Source organism: Streptomyces sp. NPDC058701, from assembly GCF_042715295.1.
GTDB lineage: Bacteria > Actinomycetota > Actinomycetes > Streptomycetales > Streptomycetaceae > Streptomyces.
Genome location: NZ_JBHXSY010000018.1, coordinates 1 through 17676 on the forward strand (window position 1 = coordinate 1; position 17676 = coordinate 17676).

General features: G+C 73.9%; 15 protein-coding genes, 3 tRNA genes and 1 pseudogene. 15 read left to right on the top strand and 4 right to left on the bottom strand.

Annotated features, from left to right (window positions below; all coding sequences use genetic code 11):
* The 11 genes and pseudogenes from ACFWW8_RS20315 to ACFWW8_RS20365 form a co-directional block, all read left to right on the top strand.
* Positions 1-1089, top strand: a pseudogene (locus ACFWW8_RS20315) (hypothetical protein); the annotation flags it as partial.
* Positions 1086-2054, top strand: coding sequence for an NADH-quinone oxidoreductase subunit H (locus ACFWW8_RS20320; protein ID WP_386530366.1), 969 nt, complete (start codon positions 1086-1088; stop codon positions 2052-2054). The pseudogene ACFWW8_RS20315 and the gene ACFWW8_RS20320, both read left to right, overlap by 4 nt.
* Positions 2054-3073: a 4Fe-4S binding protein gene (locus tag ACFWW8_RS20325; protein ID WP_386530367.1), complete on the top strand. Its 1020-nt coding sequence runs from the start codon at positions 2054-2056 to the stop codon at positions 3071-3073. Before ACFWW8_RS20320 ends, ACFWW8_RS20325 begins: the two co-directional genes overlap by 1 nt.
* Positions 3073-3732, top strand: a complete 660-nt coding sequence (locus tag ACFWW8_RS20330; protein ID WP_386530368.1) for an NADH-quinone oxidoreductase subunit J — start codon at positions 3073-3075, stop codon at positions 3730-3732. The genes ACFWW8_RS20325 and ACFWW8_RS20330 overlap by 1 nt, the downstream gene beginning before the upstream one ends.
* The gene (nuoK, locus tag ACFWW8_RS20335) at positions 3732-4118 is read left to right on the top strand and encodes an NADH-quinone oxidoreductase subunit NuoK (RefSeq protein WP_386530369.1); all 387 of its coding nucleotides are present in this window, start codon (positions 3732-3734) and stop codon (positions 4116-4118) included. The genes ACFWW8_RS20330 and nuoK overlap by 1 nt, the downstream gene beginning before the upstream one ends.
* Positions 4115-6211, top strand: a complete 2097-nt coding sequence (locus ACFWW8_RS20340; RefSeq protein WP_386530370.1) for an NADH-quinone oxidoreductase subunit L — start codon at positions 4115-4117, stop codon at positions 6209-6211. Before nuoK ends, ACFWW8_RS20340 begins: the two co-directional genes overlap by 4 nt.
* A 38-nt stretch (positions 6212-6249) precedes the next feature.
* Positions 6250-7803, top strand: a complete 1554-nt coding sequence (locus ACFWW8_RS20345; RefSeq protein WP_386530462.1) for a NuoM family protein — start codon at positions 6250-6252, stop codon at positions 7801-7803.
* On the top strand, positions 7800-9359 hold the full coding sequence (locus ACFWW8_RS20350) for an NADH-quinone oxidoreductase subunit N (protein ID WP_386530371.1): 1560 nt from the start codon (positions 7800-7802) through the stop codon (positions 9357-9359). The genes ACFWW8_RS20345 and ACFWW8_RS20350 overlap by 4 nt, the downstream gene beginning before the upstream one ends.
* 262 nt (positions 9360-9621) lie before the next feature.
* Entirely contained in the window at positions 9622-10485 is an 864-nt protein-coding gene (gene htpX, locus ACFWW8_RS20355; RefSeq protein ID WP_386530372.1) for a zinc metalloprotease HtpX, read from the top strand.
* Complete coding sequence (locus ACFWW8_RS20360) at positions 10482-10874, top strand: YccF domain-containing protein (RefSeq protein ID WP_386530373.1); 393 nt, start codon at positions 10482-10484, stop codon at positions 10872-10874. The genes htpX and ACFWW8_RS20360 overlap by 4 nt, the downstream gene beginning before the upstream one ends.
* A gap of 133 nt (positions 10875-11007) precedes the next feature.
* Positions 11008-11532 carry an SMI1/KNR4 family protein gene (locus ACFWW8_RS20365; protein WP_386530374.1) on the top strand — a complete coding sequence of 175 codons (525 nt, stop codon included), beginning with the start codon at positions 11008-11010 and terminating at the stop codon, positions 11530-11532.
* A 185-nt stretch (positions 11533-11717) separates the two neighbouring features.
* On the opposite strand, the gene ACFWW8_RS20370 is transcribed toward ACFWW8_RS20365, so the two are convergent.
* The gene (locus tag ACFWW8_RS20370; RefSeq protein ID WP_386530375.1) at positions 11718-13142 is read right to left on the bottom strand and encodes a SulP family inorganic anion transporter; all 1425 of its coding nucleotides are present in this window, start codon (positions 13140-13142) and stop codon (positions 11718-11720) included.
* 192 nt (positions 13143-13334) lie between these two features.
* Positions 13335-13823, bottom strand: coding sequence for a YajQ family cyclic di-GMP-binding protein (locus ACFWW8_RS20375; protein WP_383931752.1), 489 nt, complete (start codon positions 13821-13823; stop codon positions 13335-13337).
* 200 nt (positions 13824-14023) lie between these two features.
* On the opposite strand from ACFWW8_RS20375, the gene ACFWW8_RS20380 reads away from it, so the two are divergent.
* Positions 14024-14105, top strand: a tRNA-Tyr gene (locus ACFWW8_RS20380).
* Between the two features lie 275 nt (positions 14106-14380).
* Entirely contained in the window at positions 14381-14779 is a 399-nt protein-coding gene (locus ACFWW8_RS20385; protein ID WP_386530376.1) for a DUF3574 domain-containing protein, read from the top strand.
* Positions 14780-14851: 72 nt separating this feature from the next.
* Here the strand turns inward: ACFWW8_RS20385 and ACFWW8_RS20390 are convergent, their stop codons facing one another.
* Entirely contained in the window at positions 14852-15508 is a 657-nt protein-coding gene (locus tag ACFWW8_RS20390; protein WP_386530377.1) for an SDR family oxidoreductase, read from the bottom strand.
* Between the two features lie 54 nt (positions 15509-15562).
* Positions 15563-16963 carry an amidohydrolase family protein gene (locus ACFWW8_RS20395; RefSeq protein ID WP_386530378.1) on the bottom strand — a complete coding sequence of 467 codons (1401 nt, stop codon included), beginning with the start codon at positions 16961-16963 and terminating at the stop codon, positions 15563-15565.
* Between the two features lie 508 nt (positions 16964-17471).
* Here ACFWW8_RS20395 and ACFWW8_RS20400 point away from each other — a divergent pair.
* Both ACFWW8_RS20400 and ACFWW8_RS20405 read left to right on the top strand, forming a co-directional pair.
* A tRNA-Thr gene (locus ACFWW8_RS20400) sits at positions 17472-17544 on the top strand.
* 48 nt (positions 17545-17592) lie between these two features.
* Positions 17593-17665, top strand: a tRNA-Met gene (locus ACFWW8_RS20405).
* The last annotated feature ends 11 nt before the right edge of the window (positions 17666-17676 follow it).

Genomic DNA, 17676 nt, shown 5'->3' on the forward strand with positions numbered 1-17676 from the left:
CCGAGCTATTCGAGGAACAGGTCGGCCGCCGTCCGGACGGTCACCGCCTTCCCGGCCCGCCGCACCCGCACGCCCGCCGCCGACGGCCCGGCCTCCCGCACCACGGGCGCGCCGCCGACTCCCGGCGCGGCCCCGGCGTCCGGGGTGGCGCGGACGCCTGACGCGGTGACCGGCCCTGACGCGGTGACCGGCCCCGGCGCGGCGACGCGCGGCGCGGCGGGCACCCCTGACGCGGCGACCGGCCCCGGTGCGGCGACCTCCGGCGCGGCCCCGACTCCCGGCGCGGCTGCCCCCGGTGGGGAGGCTGCCGCCGGCGCGGCGGGAACCCCCGACGCTTCGGCGGACACCCCCGGCACGGCGGCTACCCCTGGCGGGGGCCCGGCCGCCGGATCGGCTACCCCCGGGGCGGCGCCGACCTCCGGCGGTGCGCCGACCGGGCCCGCCGCCGGCGCGGCCCGCCCCGCCCGGCGCTCCCGCTCGGCCGCGGAGGGCTCGGCGAGCCAGGCCTCTGCGGCCGCGCCCGCCTCCGCCCCCGATGCCGCGCGCCCGCCGCGGCGCTCCCGTTCGGCGGGTGACGGCTCGGTGAGTCAGGCCGCTGCGACGGCGCCGCAGCCGGACACCGCGGGCCCGACGCCGGACCCCGGCGCCCCTGCCCCGGCCGCTGGCTCGGCCCCGGCCGCGCCCGCCCCCGGCGCGGCCCGCCCGCCGCGGCGCTCCCGTTCCGCGGGCGACGGCTCGGTGAGTCAGGCCGCCCCCGGCACGGAGACTCCGAGGCGGTCGGCGCCCCGGAGCCCGGACGCCCCCTGGCACGACCCGAAGCCCGCGTTCGCGGAGCCGCCGGCCGACCCGCCCCGCGCCGCCGACCCGCCGCGCCCCGCCGGACCCCCGGCGGACGAGGCACCGTCCGACCCGGCACCTGCCGCCGCGCCGCGGACCGAGGCCCCGGACGGGGACGGAGACGGCGGCGAGGACGGGGCCGCCGCGCGCCGCTCCGCCCCGGCCGAGCCCCCGGCGGCAGCGGACCCCGCCGAGCCCGACGGCACGTCATCCCGTACCGAACCCACCCCCGACAACGGAGGCGACGCGTGAACGACGTCCTCGACGTCGCCCTGCGGCTGATCGTCGTCTTCGCCGTCTTCCTCGTGCTCCCGCTCGTCGTCGGGCAGGCCGAGCACAAGGTGATGGCCCACATGCAGGGCCGGCTCGGCCCCATGTACGCCGGCGGCTTCCACGGCTGGGCCCAGCTCGTCGCCGACGGCGTGAAGTTCGCGCAGAAGGAAGACATCGTCCCGGCCAACGCCGACCGCCGGATCTTCCAACTGGCACCCGCCGTCGCCCTGCTCCCGTACCTCCTCGTCCTCCTCGCCATTCCGATCGGGCCGGGGGAGGGCGCGGTCGGCCAGGTCATCGATGCGGGGGTGTTCTTCGCGCTCGCCGTCATGGGCGTCGGAGTCCTCGGCTCCCTGATGGCCGGCTGGGCCTCCGCCAACAAGTTCTCCCTGCTCGGCGGCCTCCGCACCGCGGCCCAGCTGCTCGCCTACGAGCTTCCCATGCTGCTCGCCGCCGCCTCCGTCGCCATGGCCGCCGGGACGGTCTCCCTCCCCGGCATCGTCGAGGCCTTCGAGTGGTGGTGGCTGCCCTGGCAGATCGTCGGCGCGCTCGTCTTCTTCATCGCCGGCCTGGCCGAACTGCAGCGGCCCCCCTTCGACATGCCCGTCGCCGACTCCGAGATCATCTTCGGTGCGTACACCGAGTACACCGGCCTGCGCTTCGCACTGTTCCTCCTCGCCGAGTACGCCGGCATCGTCGTCCTCTGCGGCCTCACCACCGTCCTCTTCCTCGGCGGCTGGCACGGACCCTTCGGCGCCGAGGACCTCGGCTGGGTCTGGACCCTGCTCAAGGTCGCGGTCCTGGCGTTCGTCGTGATCTGGCTCCGGGTCAGCTACCCGCGCCTGCGCGAGGACCAGCTCCAGAAGCTCGCCTGGACCGTACTCATCCCCCTCGCGCTCGCCCAGATCGCGCTCACCGGCATCGTGAAGGTGGCGATCAACTGATGCCCATCCCCGGATCCGGCCTCGCCAAGGGCCTGGCCGTGACGCTGCGCACGATGACGAAGCGCTCGCACACCGCCCAGTACCCCGAGGTCCAGCCCGAACTCCCGCCCCGTTCCCGCGGGGTCATCGGCCTGTTCGAGGAGAACTGCACGGTCTGCATGCTCTGCGCCCGGGAGTGCCCCGACTGGTGCATCTACATCGACTCCCACAAGGAGACGGTGCCGGCGTCCACCCCCGGTGGCCGCGAGCGCAGCCGCAACGTCCTCGACCGCTTCGCCATCGACTTCTCCCTCTGCATGTACTGCGGCATCTGCATCGAGGTGTGCCCCTTCGACGCCCTGTTCTGGTCGCCGGAGTTCGAGTACGCGGAGACCGACATCCACGAGCTGACCCACGAGCGGGACAAACTCCGCGAGTGGATGTGGACGGTCCCGGCCCCGCCCGCGCTGGACCCGGCGGCCGAGGAGCCGAAGGAACTCGCGGCCGCCCGCAAGGCGGTGGAAAAGGCCGAAGCCGCCGCCACACCGGCCACCCCCACCCCCGGCACCTACCCCTCGCCCCCGAGCCCGGCCCCGGCCGCCCCGAGCCCGGCTGCTCCCGCCCCGGCCCCCGGCACGGGCCCCGCCCCGGCTCCCGCCCCGGCTCCCGCCCCGGCCCCCGGCACGGGCCCCGCTCCCGATCCGGCTCCTGGCACGGGACCCGCTCCCGCCCCGGCCCCCGGCACTGGCCCCGCCCCGGCCCCCGGCACGGGCCCCGCTCCCGATCCGGCCCCCGGCACGGGCACCGGCACCAGCCCCACCCCGCCGGCAGGTACGAGCCCTCCCGGTACGCCCCCGGCCCCCGGTACCGGTCCCGCCGCCCCGGGACCCGAGCCCGACGCCCCCGGCTCCGGGAGCGACGCCGCCCCCGGAACCGCTCCCGGCACGGGACCCGCACCCGGGAGCGCCCCCCGCCCGGGAACCGGCAGCGGGTCCGACGCCCCCGACGAACCCGACGCCCCGGCGGGAGGTACCGCCTGATGTTCACCGCCCACTTCGCTGCCGCAGCCGCCACCGCCTTCGGCGCCACCACCGCGCCGGCCGTGCCCGCCGCCGCGCAGGCACCCGGCTTCCTGTCACCGACCGGCGTCGAGATCGCCTTCGTCCTCGTCGGCCTCGCCACGCTCGGCGCGGCCCTCGTCACGGTCACCACCAAACAGCTGGTGCACGCCGCCCTCTGGCTCGTCGTCGCGCTCGGCGGCATCGCCGTCGAGTACCTGCTGCTGACCGCCGAGTTCATCGCCTGGGTCCAGGTCCTGATCTACCTCGGCTCCGTGGTCGTCCTCCTCCTCTTCGGGCTGATGCTCACCAAGGCCCCCATCGGCCGCTCCCCGGACGCGGACTCCGGCAACCGGCCGGTCGCCCTCGGCGTCGCGGTCATCGCCGCCGTCGCACTCGTCTGGGTCGTCGTCGACGCTTTCCGCACGACGTGGATCGACCTCGACGGCCCGGTCCAGGGCTCCACGAAGGTCTCCGGCGAGATCCTCTTCCAGCACTGGGTGCTGCCCTTCGAGGCGCTGTCCGTCCTGCTCCTCGCGGCCCTGATCGGCGCCATCGTGCTGTCCCGAAGGAACGACCCCGCCGACCCCGCCGGCCCCGCCACCCCGGCCGGGCCGGGCGACAAGAAGGGCCGGCGCTGATGCACCTCGCCTACCCCGCCGTCCTCGCGGCGCTCCTCTTCTGCACGGGCCTCTACGGAGTCCTGGCCCGCCGCAACGCCATCCTGGTCCTGATGTCCGTCGAGCTGATGCTCAACGCCGTCAACCTCAACCTGGTGGCCTTCGACGTGTGGCTGCGCGACGCCCTGCACGCCGGCCAAACCCTGACCCTCTTCACCATCGCCATCGCCGCCGCCGAGATCGGCATCGGTCTCGCGATCGTGCTGATGGTCTACCGCAACCGGGGCAGCTCTGACGTCGACCGGCTGCGCGACACCGCCGAAGGACACGAACCCGACCGGTCCGCCGCCACCGGCACCGACCACGCCGCCGGCACCGGCACCGCACGGCCGGAGGTCGCCGCGTGAGCACCACGACCCTCGCCGTACTCGTCCCCCTCCTGCCCTTCCTGGGCGCGGTGGCGGGACTGTTCGTCGGCCGCGGCGCCCCCGGCTTCGTACGGCCCCTCGCCATCCTCCCCACACTGGCCGCCGGTGTCCTGGCCGTACTCGTCGCCCTCCGCCAGGGCGGCGGCCGGCCGATCGGCGCCGCGACCGAGCTGACCCCGACCGGCTCGGTGCCGATCGAGCTGTCGCTCTACCTGGACGGCTTCGCCGTGCTGGTCGCCGTGCTGGTCACGCTCGTCGCCACCTGCGTCCAGCTCTACTCGACGGCGTACCTCCGCGAGGACCCGCGCTACCCGTCGTACGCGGCCCTGGTCTCCCTGTTCACCTCCGCCATGCTGCTCGTCGTCTACTCCGGCGACCTGATGGTGCTGCTCGTCGGCTGGGAGGTCATGGGCATCTGCTCGTACTTCCTCGTCGGCCACTACTGGGAGACCGAGGCGGCCCGCTCCGCCTCCCTGAAGGCCTTCCTCGTCACCAAGCTCGGCGACGTCCCCTTCCTGATCGGCCTGTTCGCGCTCGCCACCGACGCCGGTTCGTTCCAGATCACCAAGATCCTCGACACCGTGGCCACGGGCGGCCTCGACCACCCGACGCTGATCGCCCTGCTGCTCCTGGCCGGCGTCGCGGGCAAGTCCGCGCAGTTCCCGCTGCACACCTGGCTCCCCGACGCCATGGCGGGCCCCACCCCGGTCTCCGCACTGATCCACGCCGCGACGATGGTGGCCGCCGGCGTGTACTTCGTCGCCCGCCTCCTGCCGGTCTTCGCGGCCTCCCGGGCCGCGCTGGTGGTCATGGCCGTCATGGCGGCCGTCACCATGATCGGCTCCGGCCTCGCCGCCCTCGCGCAGGACGACATCAAGCGCGTCCTCGCCTATTCCACGATCGGCCAGCTCGGTTACATGACCGGCGCCCTGGCCGTCGGCGACCGCGGAGCGGCCGTCTTCCACCTCCTGTCCCACGGCGCCTTCAAGGCGCTGCTGTTCCTCGGCGCGGGCGTGATCATCCACGCCGCCGGCACGAACTCCCTCGCCGCCATGTCGCGGACGAGCGGACTCGCCCGGCGCATCCCCGACGCCTTCTGGACGATGACGATCGCGCTGCTCGCCCTCGCCGCCGTCCCGCCCTTCGCCGGCTTCTTCTCCAAGGAAGCCGTCCTCGTCGCCGCCGAGCACGCCGCCACCGGCCACTCGGAGTTCGCCCCCAGCGCCGCCGGCTGGCTGGTGCTGGTCGCCGGCGTGCTGACCGCCCTGCTCACCGCCGCCTACGCCACCCGGCTGTGGCTCATGGCCTTCCGCGGCCGGGGCGCCGAGGCCCCCGACCACGGCAAGGAGCCCCTCGCCATGACCGGCGTGCTGTGGCTGCTGGCCATCCCCTCGGTCGGCTTCGGCCTCGCGGCGGGCACCCTCGCCGACTGGTTCGACGGCGGGGAGCTCACCCCCACTGTGGCCACCTCGATCCTCGGCACGGGCGCCGCCGCCATCGGCGCGATGCTCACGTACGCCCTCTGGCAGCGCGCCACCGCCAAGGCCGCCAGCGCCCCCGCCGCGATCGGCCCGGCGGCCGCGGCCGCGGCCGGCCCCGGGGCGGCCCCCACGGCCGGAACCGCGGCCGCCCCCGGCACCGAACAGCCCGCCGCCGTCGCCGCGACGGTGTCCGCCGCGACCGCCGCCGCCGAGTCCGCGGCCGAGACGCCCGAGGTCGCGGAGGTCGCCCACACCCACCCCGCCGTCCCCGCGGGACCCGCCGCCGACCCCGGACGGGCGCTCCTCGGCCCGCTCCACCGCCACGCCGCCGACGGCTTCCACCTCGACGCCGTCTACGACCGGCTGTTCGTCCGCCCCGTCCGCGCGGCCGCGAGCCTCGTCCGGTTCCTCGACCGCGAGGTCGTGGACACGTACGTCCGCGGCGCGGGCACCGGCGCCAGGCTGCTCGGCGGCCTCGTGCGCCGCGCCCAGACCGGCAACGTGCAGAGCTATCTGAGCGCCCTGCTCGCCGGAGCCGTGGTCCTGGCGATCGCCACCGCCGTCCTCGCCAACGTCAACGCCGGATCGTGAGCCGTGAGTCAGCCGTGATTGATATCAGCCCGTCCGTGATGCAGTTCCTTCTGGCGTTCGTCGTGGCCGCACCGCTCCTCGGCGCCGCCGCGGCGCTCCTGCCCGCCCCGCCCGGGCTCAGGGGCCGCGGCCCCGAACAAGCCGTGCTGCGCCACGGCGTGACCGTCACCGGCGTGATCCTCGCCGCGGCCGTCGCCCTCGCCCTGGGCTTCGACCACGACGTTCCGTCACGCTTCCAGGCGACGACGGACATCAGCTGGATCCAGGCGCTGAACGTCCGGATCCACCTCGGCGTCGACGGCATCTCGCTCCCCCTCCTCCTGATGACCGCGCTGCTGTTCTTCCTCTGCGCGCTCTACAGCTACTTCAAGCTCCCCGTAGGCCCCTCCCCGAAGGCCTTCGTCGCCCTGCTGCTCGTCCTGGAGTCCGGCACCCTCGCGACCTTCGCCGTCCTCGACCTGCTGCTCTTCTTCCTCGCCTTCGAGATGGTCCTCATCCCGATGTACTTCCTCATCGCCCGCTGGGGCGGTGCTCAGAGGCAGGCCGCCGCCTGGAAGTTCATCCTCTACACCCTCCTCGGCTCCGTCGTCATGCTGCTCGGCCTGCTGCTCATCGGACTGAAGAGCGGCACCTTCGACATGGTGGCACTCGCCTCTGACAACGGCCGCGAACTGACCCGCACCACCCAGCTCCTGGCCGTCCTCGCCGTCGGGATCGGCCTCGCCGTGAAGACCCCGATGTGGCCGCTGCACAGCTGGCTCCCGGACGCCCACACCGCCGCCCCCACGGTCGGCTCCGTCCTGCTGGCCGGCGTCCTGCTGAAGATGGGCACGTACGGGTTCGTCCGCATCCTGATCCCCGTCACCCCCGACGGCATGGCCGCGTTCGCCCCCTACCTGGGCGCCTTCGCCGCCGTCGGCATCGTCTACGGCTCCCTCGCCTGCCTCGCGCTGGCCCGCAAGGGCGGCAAGGGCGACCTCAAGCGCCTCATCGCGTACTCCTCCGTCGGGCACATGGGCTTCGTGCTCCTCGGCATCGCGTCGATGACCCCCACCGGCGTCAACGGAGCGCTCTTCGCCAACATCGCCCACGGTCTGATCACCGGCCTCCTCTTCTTCCTGGTCGGCGCCCTCAAGGACCGCTACGGCACCGCCGACCTCGACACCCTCGCCGGAGCCACCGGCGCCGCCCTCTACGGCCGCGCCCCCCGCTTCGGCGCGCTCCTCGCCTTCGCGGCCGTCGCCTCCCTCGGCCTGCCCGGCCTGGCCGGCTTCTGGGGCGAGATGCTGGCCCTGTTCGGCGCCTTCGACCCGGCAGGCGGGCTGCCGCGCCCCGCGTTCCTCACCTACACGGCCGTCGGCGCGTTCGGCACCCTGCTCACCGCCGCGTACCTCCTGATCGTCGTGCGCCGCGTCTGCATGGGCGACCCGAAGGCCGGACCCGAACTCGCCGTCGCGGACGTCCAGCGCTACGAGTTCGCCGCCTGGACCCCGCTCGCCGCCCTCACCGTCCTCGCCGGCCTGTGGCCCGCGGTCCTCCTCGGCCTCACCGACCCGGCCGTCCAGAAGCTCCTCGCAGGAGGCACCTCATGACGGCCCTCGCGGTCCTCGCCGCCGAGACCCCGAACCTGGTCCAGTCCGTCGACTGGCTCGCCATCGCGCCCGTCGTCATCACCGCCGCCGTCGGCCTGGCCGTGCTGGTCGCCGACCTCTTCGTGCCGGAGTACCGCAAGGGCGTCCTCGGCTGGGTCTCCGTGGCCGGCCTCGCCGCCGCGACCGCCACCCTGCTGCCGCTGCGCGCCGGAGACCGCACCACCTTCTGCCTCACCGGCGACCCGGCCGCCTGCAGCTACACGGCCGACCACTTCGCGCTCGTCGTCCAGTTCCTGGTCCTGGCCGGCGCCCTGGTCACCGCACTGCTGTCGGTCACCGCCGTCCGCGACGCGCGCATGCCGGCCGGCGAGTACTGGTTCCTGCTGCTCTCCTCCGCCGCCGGCGCGGCCCTGCTGCCCGCCTCCCGCGACCTCGCGACCCTGATCGTCGCCCTCGAAGTCGCCTCGCTGCCCGCCTTCGCCCTCGTCGGCATGCGCCGCGGCGACCGGCTCTCCTCCGAGGCCGCCCTCAAGTTCTTCCTGTCCTCCGTCACCGCCACCGCCGTGTCCCTGATGGGCGTCAGCTTCGTCTACGCCGCCACCGGATCCCTGCACCTCAGCCAGGTCGCCGACCGTCTCGAAGACGTCCCCGGGCAGCTCGACACCCTCGCCATGGCCGGCGTCGCGCTCACCCTCGTCGGCTTCGCCTTCAAGACCGCGGCCGTCCCCTTCCACTTCTGGGTCCCCGACACGTACGTAGGCGCCCCCCTGCCCATCGCGGGCTACCTCTCGGTGATCGGCAAGGCCGTCGGCTTCACCGGCCTCATCCTCGTGACGGTGATCGCCTTCCCGGCGTACTCCGACATCTGGGGTCCGGCCCTCGCCGTCCTCGCCGCCCTCACCATGACCCTCGGCAACGCCGCCGCCCTGCGACAGTCCGCCGACCGGCCGAACAGCGCCGTACGCCTCCTCGCCTGGTCCTCGGTCGGCCAGGCCGGCTACCTGCTGGTCCCGATCGCGGCCGCCGCGTACTCCGAGCGCGACCAGATCGGCGCCACCGTCGCGTACGCCCTCATGTACGCGGCCGTGAACCTCGGCGCCTTCGCCGTCGCCGCGCTGGTCGCCCGCACCAAGCCGCTCCACCGGATCAGCGACTACCGGGGCCTGTACGCCGAGCGCCCCCTCGCCGCCCTCTCGCTGGCCTTCTTCCTGCTCTGCCTGGCCGGCCTGCCGCCGGGCCTCATCGGCCTCTTCGCCAAGGTCACCGTCTTCCGGTCCGCGGTCGACGCGGGCCTGGGCTGGCTGGCCGTCGTCATGGCGGTCAACGTCGTCCTCGCCCTGTACTACTACCTGCGCTGGACCGCGCTCCTGTTCCGCGCGCCGGAAACCGCCGCCGGGCCCGCCGGCACGCCGGCCGGACCACCGGCCACCGCACCCGCGCGGGCCCCGTGGCCGGTGACCACCGCGATCGTGCTCACCGCCGCGACCGCGGTGGTGCTCTCCGGTGCCCCGCAGCTGGTCCTGCGCTTCGCATCGGGATCGCTCTTCCCCCAGTAGGCCCGCCGCCGACCCGTACGGCTTGCCCGGGGGCCGCCCGCACGGCGTCCGCCCACCGGCCGCAACCCGTACGGAGCAACCCCCGCCGTCGTCCGTACCGCCCCCGCCACCCCGGCCGCGGGGGCGGCGACCCCGGCGCGCCCTGGGAACCCCACGCCCCCACCTGGCGTTGACCAGGAAGGGAGGGTCCACTGGACCGTAGGCCCTCCGATCCGCAGATCCTGGACGGGGTCCCCCTGCCGCACCACTTGGAGGGCGTACCGTGCACCGCCGGCACAACGGGCTCAAGACCGCCGTACTCCTCGGCGGGATGTCCGCACTCATCATCGTCATCGGAAGCTTCTTCGGACGGACCGGCCTGATCGTCGCCGTCCTGGTCGCCCTCGGGACGAACGCGTACGCGTACTGGAACAGCGACAAGCTGGCTCTACGCGCGATGCGCGCCCGCCCCGTCAGCGAGTTCGAGGCCCCCGATCTCTACCGCATGGTGCGCGAGCTCTCCACGTCCGCGCGCCAGCCCATGCCACGGCTCTACATCTCGCCGACCGAGGCACCCAACGCCTTCGCGACCGGCCGCAACCCGCGCAACGCCGCGGTCTGCTGCACCGAGGGCATCCTGCGCATCCTCGACGAGCGCGAGCTGCGCGGGGTCATCGGCCACGAGCTGAGCCACGTCTACAACCGCGACATCCTGATCTCCTCGGTCGCCGGCGCACTCGCCTCGGTGATCATGTTCCTGGTCAACTTCGCCTGGCTGATCCCGGTCGGCCGGTCCAACGACGACGAGGGCCCCGGCCTCTTCGGCATGCTGCTGATCATGATCCTGGGCCCGCTGGCCGCCTCCGTGATCCAGCTGGCGATCAGCCGCTCCCGCGAGTACGAGGCCGACGCCTCGGGCGCCCAGCTCACCGGCGACCCGCTCGCCCTGGCCAGCGCCCTGCGCAAGCTCGACGCGGGCACCAAGCAGCTCCCGCTGCCCGCCGAGCCCCGGCTGGAGACGGCGAGCCACATGATGATCGCCAACCCGTTCCGCCCGGGAGAAGGGCTTTCCAGAATGTTCTCCACCCACCCCCCGATGGCCGAGCGCATCGCCCGGCTCGAACAGATGGCAGGCCGTAGGCAGTGAAGACAATCCTGAACGTCATGTGGCTCGTGCTCAGCGGCATCTGGCTGTTCCTGGGCTATGTCCTGGCAGGTGTCCTGCTCTGCATCACCATCATCGGCATCCCCTTCGGGATCGCCGCCTTCCGCATCGCGATCTACGCCCTCTGGCCCTTCGGCTACACGACGGTCGAGCGGCGCGACGCGGGCGCCCCGTCCTGCGTGGGCAACGTCCTGTGGCTGGTCCTGGCGGGCTGGTGGCTCGCCCTGGGCCACATCGTCACCGGCATCGCCCTGTGCGTCACGATCATCGGCATCCCCTTCGGCATCGCCAACTTCAAGATGGTCCCGCTCTCCCTGCTCCCGCTGGGCCGCGAGATCGTCCCGACGGACGCCCCGTTCGCCGCCCGCTGACCCCGGTCGCCCGGTGGGGCGAGGACCGGCACGGCGGCCACCCCTCCCCGGCGGACGCGCAGGTCGCGGTCGGACTCGACCGAGTTATCCACAGGGTGTGCGCACTGTCGGTGGGGTCGGTCACCATGAACGCATGAACGAGACCGAGCAGTTGCTGGAGCAAGTCGCGGCCCACGTCCGCCACTGCGCGCGGGACGACGGAGAACCGCTGCCCGCACCGCTGGACACCGACGAGGTCATCCGGAGCGAGCGCATACTCGGCTTCGCCCTGCCCCCGCTGCTCGCCGGGCTCCACACCAGGGTCGGAGACGGCGGATTCGGCCCGGAGCACGGGCTGCTGCCGCTGCGCGAGATCGTGCGGACGTACGAGGCACAGCGGGTGTCCGGGTGGCGCTGGCCGGAGGCCGTGCTGCCGGTGGCCGACTTCGGCTGCGGGATGTGGGTGTGCGTCGACTGCCGTTCGGAGGGTGCCCAAGTCCTGCTTTTCGACCCCAATCCGGGGGATCCCGACCTCGCCTGGTTCCTCGACAGCCCCAGCCTTGCCGACTGGCTGCGCGGCTGGATCGACGGCACCGCCTGGTACTGCGAGGACTCGGCCGCGGGGGAGGAGTACGACCTGGATCCCACCCCCTGGGCCGAGTTCAGATCCCGGATCTGACCCGCGGGCGCCCGCCGCCCGCCCCCCACCGGCCCGCGCGTCCGCTCCGGCACACCTCCCCCGCACGGCATACCCGCCGGCCGCACCCGCAGTCGGACAGCCCGACCGCTGCCACGGCCCGACCCTTGACAACTGAACCGAGAGCCCTCAGGCGGGCGTTCGCGATCGCGTAGTACATCGGCGCCCTAGACGACGCCCTCCCGGCCCGGTACCGGCGTTCGCTGCCGCTCCCACCCCTCCAGGGCGGTCAGGCATGCGTGGTCGAGGTGGCGCAGCCCGCCGAGGTCGAGCCGGACCGGCCCGTGCGGCAGCGCGTCCAGCGCGTCGAGCAGCTTGGGCAGCCGCAGGAAACTGGCGTTCCCCACGACCCGCACGCACAGCACCTCACCCTCCCAGACCTCCTCGATGTGCACGTGGGACGTCTCCCACGCCGCCTTGGCGACGGCGAGCCCCAGCCCGAACAGCACCCCCTCGAAGAGGTTCGTCGCCACGATCGACACCGCCGTCGCCACCAGCACCACCGCCTCGCCCCGGTGCGTGCGCCACAGCGCGGCCACCGCCCGCGCGGGCAGCAGCTTCCAGCCCGCGTGCAGCAGCACCCCCGCCAGCGCCGCCAGCGGAACCAGCTCCAGCACCCGGGGGACGGCCACGGCGAACAGCAGCAGCCAGCCGCCGTGCATCACCCGCGAGGCCCGGGTGCGCGCCCCGGCCTCCACATTGGCGGCGCTGCGCACGATCACCGCCGTCATGGGCAGCGCCCCCAGCAGCCCGCACACGCTGTTGCCCACCCCCTGGGCGATCAGCTCCCGGTCGTACTCCGTCCTCGGCCCGTCGTGCATGCGGTCCACGGCGGCGGCACTGAACAGCGTCTCGGCGGAGGCGATCAGCGCCAGCGCGACCACGGTCCCGGCCGCGCCGAAGGAGGCCAGCACCCCGAAGTCCCCCCAGCCGGGCGGGGACACCGCTTCCAGCACCCCGGTCACCCGCACCTTCTCGACGGGCATCCGCCACACCGCCGCCACGGCGGTGGCGGCGAACACGGCGACGAGCGCCCCCGGCACGAGGCGCAGCCGGGCCGGCATCCGGCGCCAGCCCACCAGGACGGCGACCGTCCCGGCCCCGAGCGCCACGGCGGCCCAGTCGGCCCCCGCCAACAGCTCCGGCAGCCCGCCGAACTTCGCCAGGGTCGTGCCCGGGGCCCCGGCGCCGCCCAGGGCGTACAACTGTCCGGCGATCAGCACGAGCCCGATCCCGGCGAGCATGCCGTACACGACGGCGACGGAGATCGCCCGGAACCACCGCCCGAGGCGCAGCACCCCCATGCCCAGCTGCAGGGCGCCGGCGGCCAGGACGAGCACCCCGAGCGCGGGCAGGCCGTACGCGCCCACCGCCTCGTAGACGAGCACGGTGAGACCGGCCGCGGGCCCGCTCACCTGGAGCGAACTCCCGCGGAACCACCCCGTGACCAGCCCGCCGACCACTCCGGTGACGATCCCCAGCTCCGCCGGAACCCCGGAGGCGACGGCGATCCCCACACACAGGGGTAGCGCGACCAACGCGACGACGACGGACGCCCCGAAGTCTTCCCGAAACGTGCCGGCCCCTGGCATGCGAGAACCCCCTGCCACGCGGTGATGGACGTCACCCAGCGTGGTGGGCGCACTCCCCGGCGCCCAAGTGCCCACGGAGGTCCGCGGTGGCGCACGCGCCGCACGCGCCCCGCACACACGCCCCGCGACCGCTGCGGCCCGGCGGTCGGTGAAGACCGCCGGGCCGGCGTGGGAGCAGGTCGCGGACCAGCGTCAGCGGTAGTTCACGTACTGGATCGCGAAGTCCAGGTCCTTGCCCTTGAGCAGCGTCTGTACCTCCTGCAGGTCGTCACGGCTCTTGGAGCTGACGCGCAGCTCCTCGCCCTGCACCTGGGCCTTGACGCCCTTGGGACCCTCGTCCCGGATGATCTTCGCGACCTTCTTGGCGTTCTCCTGGGAGATGCCCTCCTCGATCGTGGCGAAGATCTTGTACTCCTTGCCGGAGAGCTGCGGCTCGCCGGCGTCCAGCGCCTTGAGCGAGATGCCGCGCTTGACCAGCTTGGTCTCGAAGACGTCGAGGATGGCCTTGACGCGCTCCTCGGAGTTCGCCTCCATCACGATCTTCTCGCCGGACCAGGCGATCGTGGCGCCCGTGCCCTTGAAGTCGTAACGCTGCGAGAGTTCCTTGGCGGCCTGGTTGAGGGCGTTGTCGACCTCCTGCCGCTCGACCTTCGAGACGATGTCGAAACTGGAGTCGGCCATGTCCTGTGGCTCCTTGAAGTCGGTGGTGATGGCCCCGTGGGGCCCGGCCGGACAGCTCCGGTCCGCTCGGCAAAGCCTAGCCACCGCACCCACCCGCAGCGCTGATCAATCCGGTGGCGAAGCACCCCCGGTCATCGGGTATCGTTTACGTCGTTGCCACAGAGCACCGCCCCACAGCGGACTCGCAGGCGACATCTCATGGCGATGTGCCCGAGTGGCCAATGGGAGCGGACTGTAAATCCGTCGGCTTAGCCTACCCAGGTTCGAATCCTGGCGTCGCCACGCGATGTGAGACCCCCGTTACTGCGGAAACGCAGGGCGGGGGTCTTCTCGTCGTACCCGGCCGCGGCCCCCAGGGCCATGCGTCCAGCAGGACCAGTCGAGGGAACCGGCCGGCACGCGCCGGTCCCGGTCGCGGCGCGGGGCAAGGGCCGTCACCGATTCGGCCGCCGCCCGTTCGCCGTCGGCGCCGTTCAGCGAGCGCATCGCGGGGGTCCCCCGTTCGTTCTCCGGGCGTGAAGCGGACATCTGACACGCGGGGAAAGGCAGGCGGAGGCGTGCTCATCGCCCTGCTCGGCGCGGGGCTCCCGGCTCTGGTGGGGGCGGCCCTCCACACCGAGGTGGGGGAGCCCTACCGAGAGACCCGGCTGTACTTCGGCACCGAGCGCCCCGGCGGCCGGGATCCGGTCGGTGAGCGGGAGTTCATTGGCTTCCTGGACCGGGAGGTCACCCCCGCCTTCCCGGAAGGGCTGACCGTCCAGGAAGGCCGGGGCCAGTGGCGGGAGCAGGACGGCGACATCGTCCGCGAATCCTCGTACGAGGTGGTTCTGCTGTACCCCGAGAAGGAGGCCGGCGAGCGCAGCGCCCGCATCGAGCGGATCCGGCAGGCCTACGAGGACCGCTACCGGCAGGACTCGGTCGGGCGGTCCGACGACAAGGTGACCGCCGAGTTCTGACCGGTCGGGGTGCTCACCGGAGCACCCCGACCGCACCCGCACTTCCTGTGCCCCCGGTGCGCCCCCGGTCCGTCAGTTGCCCGCCACGTCCTTGACCGCCACCGTCACCGGGATCGAACCGGACGTCAGCTCCAGGGTCAGGCCCGCCGTCGCCGGGGTCTCGACCAGTTCGGCCAGCACCGCGGCCACGTCGTCGCGCGGAACCGACCCGCGGCCCGTACGGGCCTCCAGGCGGACCAGGCCGTTCCCCGCGTCGTCGATCAGGGCGCCGGGGCGCAGGATCGTCCACTCCAGGCCCAGCCGGGTGCGGACGTAGTCGTCCGCCTCGCCCTTCGCCCGCAGGTAGAAGTCGAAGACCTCGTCGCCCTCGTGCCAGGCGTCCGCGCCCATCGAAGAGACCATCAGGAAGCGCCGGACGCGTGCCCGTTCCGCCGCGTCGGCGAACAGGACGGCCGCCCCGCGGTCCACGGTGTCCTTGCGCCCCACGCCGCTGCCGGCGCCCGCGCCCGCCGCGAAGACGGCCACGTCCGCGCCCTGGAGGATGCCCGCGACGTGCTCCACCGAGGCCGACTCCAGATCGCACAGCACCGCCTCGGCGCCGGCCTCCCTGAGGGCGTCGCCCTGTGCCGGGTCGCGGACGATGCCCGCGACCTCGTACCCGCGCGCGGCGAGCAGGCGCTCCAGCCGCAGCGCGATCTGACCGTGTCCACCCGCGATGACGATGCGCATGCCCCGACCGTACGACGAGCCGGGCGCACATGCCCGCGAACTCCCGGCGAACCTTCAGGGTCCGGGCTTCGTGCGGCCCTGCCGGGGCAGGTCCAGGGCGACCGCGACGGCGGAGTCGCAGTACTCCCGTACGGCACTCGTCCGGGCTACGACCCGGCCGCGGTGGATCACGATCCGGCTGTACGCCAGGGAGAGCACGCCCGCGATCCGGTCTCCGCGCACGGCGAGCAGCTCCGCCGGGAAGCCGGCCTCCACGCGCACCTCCGGCAGGCCCATGGCCTCACGGGCGGCGGAGCTGATCGAGTCGTACGCCTCGCCCGCGCGCAGCCCGCCCTGGGAGGCCAGAAGGTACGCGGCTTCGAGGGGGTCACCGCGGCCGACCGGGTTCCCGGCGTCCCGCAGGGCCCCGCTGCCGGCCGCGACCCGAACCCCCGAGGCGCGCAGCAGGCGTACGGGCGCGGTGCGCAGACCGCGGCGCTCCAGGGCCGCACAGTCGCCCTGGGGGAGGCAGGTGACCCGGACGCCGGCCGCGGCGAGCTGGTCGGCGGCGCGGGTCGCCGCGTCCAGCGGGAGCCGGGACAGCCCCCCGCACGGACCGACCGTCACGCCGGGGCGGAGCCCCCCGGCCATCGCCGCGAGCCGGGCCAGGCGGGCGGGATCGTCACCGTCCGTGTGGAGGTCCACGGGGCAGCCGTGCTCGGCGGCGAGCTCCAGGACCGCTTCGAGGAAGCCCGTCGGGTCGGGGTCCAGGTCGGGGCAGCCGCCGATCACCGAGGCGCCCATCTTGACGGCGTCCCGCAGCATGGCCAGCCCGTCCGCGCCGGCCAGCCCGGTCAGCAGCCGGGGTACCGCCACCGTGGTGAGGTCGGTGAGCCCGCGCAGGGACCGGCGGGCCGCGAGGACCGCCTCCATGGGGCCGAGGCCGTGCACGTCGCCGATCCGGACATGCGCGCGCACGGCGGTGGCGCCGTGGCCGAGCTGGAGCAGTGCCGCTTCGGTGGCCCGCCGCTGGACCTCGTCGGGGGCGTAGGAGACGGGACCCTCGGCGTCCGCGGTCAGGGCGGTGTCCCCATGGGCGTGCGGCTCGGCGGGGGCGGGCAGCAGCAGGTACCCGCTCAGGTCCACCCGGGACAGGGCGGGCGCGGGGAGGCTGCCGGCGGTACCGACGACCTGGATGCGGCCGCCGCCGAGACGTACGTCGACGGTACGGCCGTCCGTGAGGCGGGCCCCGGTCAGCAGCAGGGTGGTCGCCTCGGCGGTGGCGGGGTGGCCGGGCTCGGGCCGGTACGGCCGCCCGGGCCCGAGGCCCGCACCGGGGCCCGCGCCGGGGCTCTCGCCGGCGTCAGGTCCGTGAGAGGGACCCTGGGAAGGACCGTGCCCGGGGCCGTGGGCGCCGCCCTCGCCGTGGCCGCTGCGGGGGAGGCGGAACGGCTGCTGCGGCGGGCTGTCGGACATCGCGCTCCTGCGGTGGCTCGGGCGGTTCCTGCGGCCGTGGAGGCGGCCCAGCGCCCCAAGATCACGCAGCGTGCCCGCAGCCTAGGGCGCGGCGCACTGCGCTTCGCGGAGGAGGCGAATAGTCGTACCGGTGTGGTGCCCGCGTCGAGTGCCGGCGCCCGCGCGTGCGCCCGGGGTCGCGCCCGCACGCGCGAGCGCGTTCGCGCTCGTCGCGCGCCCACGCCCGCGGAAGTCGCGCACGCGAGCCGAACCAGCGCTCGCGACCGGCGCTCGCGCTCGTCAGCGGCGCTGGTCGCGTCGTGCGCCGCGGGACCGCACGGGTCCTCGCGGGACCACTGGTGGTGCTCACGGCGGAGGTGCGCGTGTGAGCCCGCCCACAATCTGCCCGGAATCGGGCCCGGAAGCGTTCTGAGGCTTGATCGAAAAGGGTGGTCCGACCCCCTCGGAGCCCTGCTGCCGCAAAGGATTTGGGCGATCGGCGGGCAACCGTGTAATGTCTTCATCGCTCGCCCCAATAGCTCAGTCGGTAGAGCGTCTCCATGGTAAGGAGAAGGTCTGCGGTTCGATTCCGCATTGGGGCTCTGGTGAGAGAGGTTCCCCACCCTCGGGTGGGGAGGCGATCACATCAAAGCGGCGTAGCTCAGTCGGTAGAGCAAGCGGCTCATAATCGCTGTGTCACCGGTTCAAGTCCGGTCGCCGCTACACACAGTAGC

Coding starts and splice junctions, on each gene's coding strand:
- ACFWW8_RS20365 (WP_386530374.1), top strand. CDS start 11,008: ATGAACGAGACCGAGCAGTTGCTGGAGCAAGTCGCGGCCCACGTCCGC.
- ACFWW8_RS20345 (WP_386530462.1), top strand. CDS start 6,250: ATGCAGTTCCTTCTGGCGTTCGTCGTGGCCGCACCGCTCCTCGGCGCC.
- ACFWW8_RS20330 (WP_386530368.1), top strand. CDS start 3,073: ATGTTCACCGCCCACTTCGCTGCCGCAGCCGCCACCGCCTTCGGCGCC.
- ACFWW8_RS20325 (WP_386530367.1), top strand. CDS start 2,054: ATGCCCATCCCCGGATCCGGCCTCGCCAAGGGCCTGGCCGTGACGCTG.
- ACFWW8_RS20390 (WP_386530377.1), bottom strand. CDS start 15,508: ATGCGCATCGTCATCGCGGGTGGACACGGTCAGATCGCGCTGCGGCTG.
- ACFWW8_RS20370 (WP_386530375.1), bottom strand. CDS start 13,142: ATGCCAGGGGCCGGCACGTTTCGGGAAGACTTCGGGGCGTCCGTCGTC.
- nuoK (WP_386530369.1), top strand. CDS start 3,732: ATGCACCTCGCCTACCCCGCCGTCCTCGCGGCGCTCCTCTTCTGCACG.
- ACFWW8_RS20350 (WP_386530371.1), top strand. CDS start 7,800: ATGACGGCCCTCGCGGTCCTCGCCGCCGAGACCCCGAACCTGGTCCAG.
- ACFWW8_RS20375 (WP_383931752.1), bottom strand. CDS start 13,823: ATGGCCGACTCCAGTTTCGACATCGTCTCGAAGGTCGAGCGGCAGGAG.
- ACFWW8_RS20395 (WP_386530378.1), bottom strand. CDS start 16,963: ATGTCCGACAGCCCGCCGCAGCAGCCGTTCCGCCTCCCCCGCAGCGGC.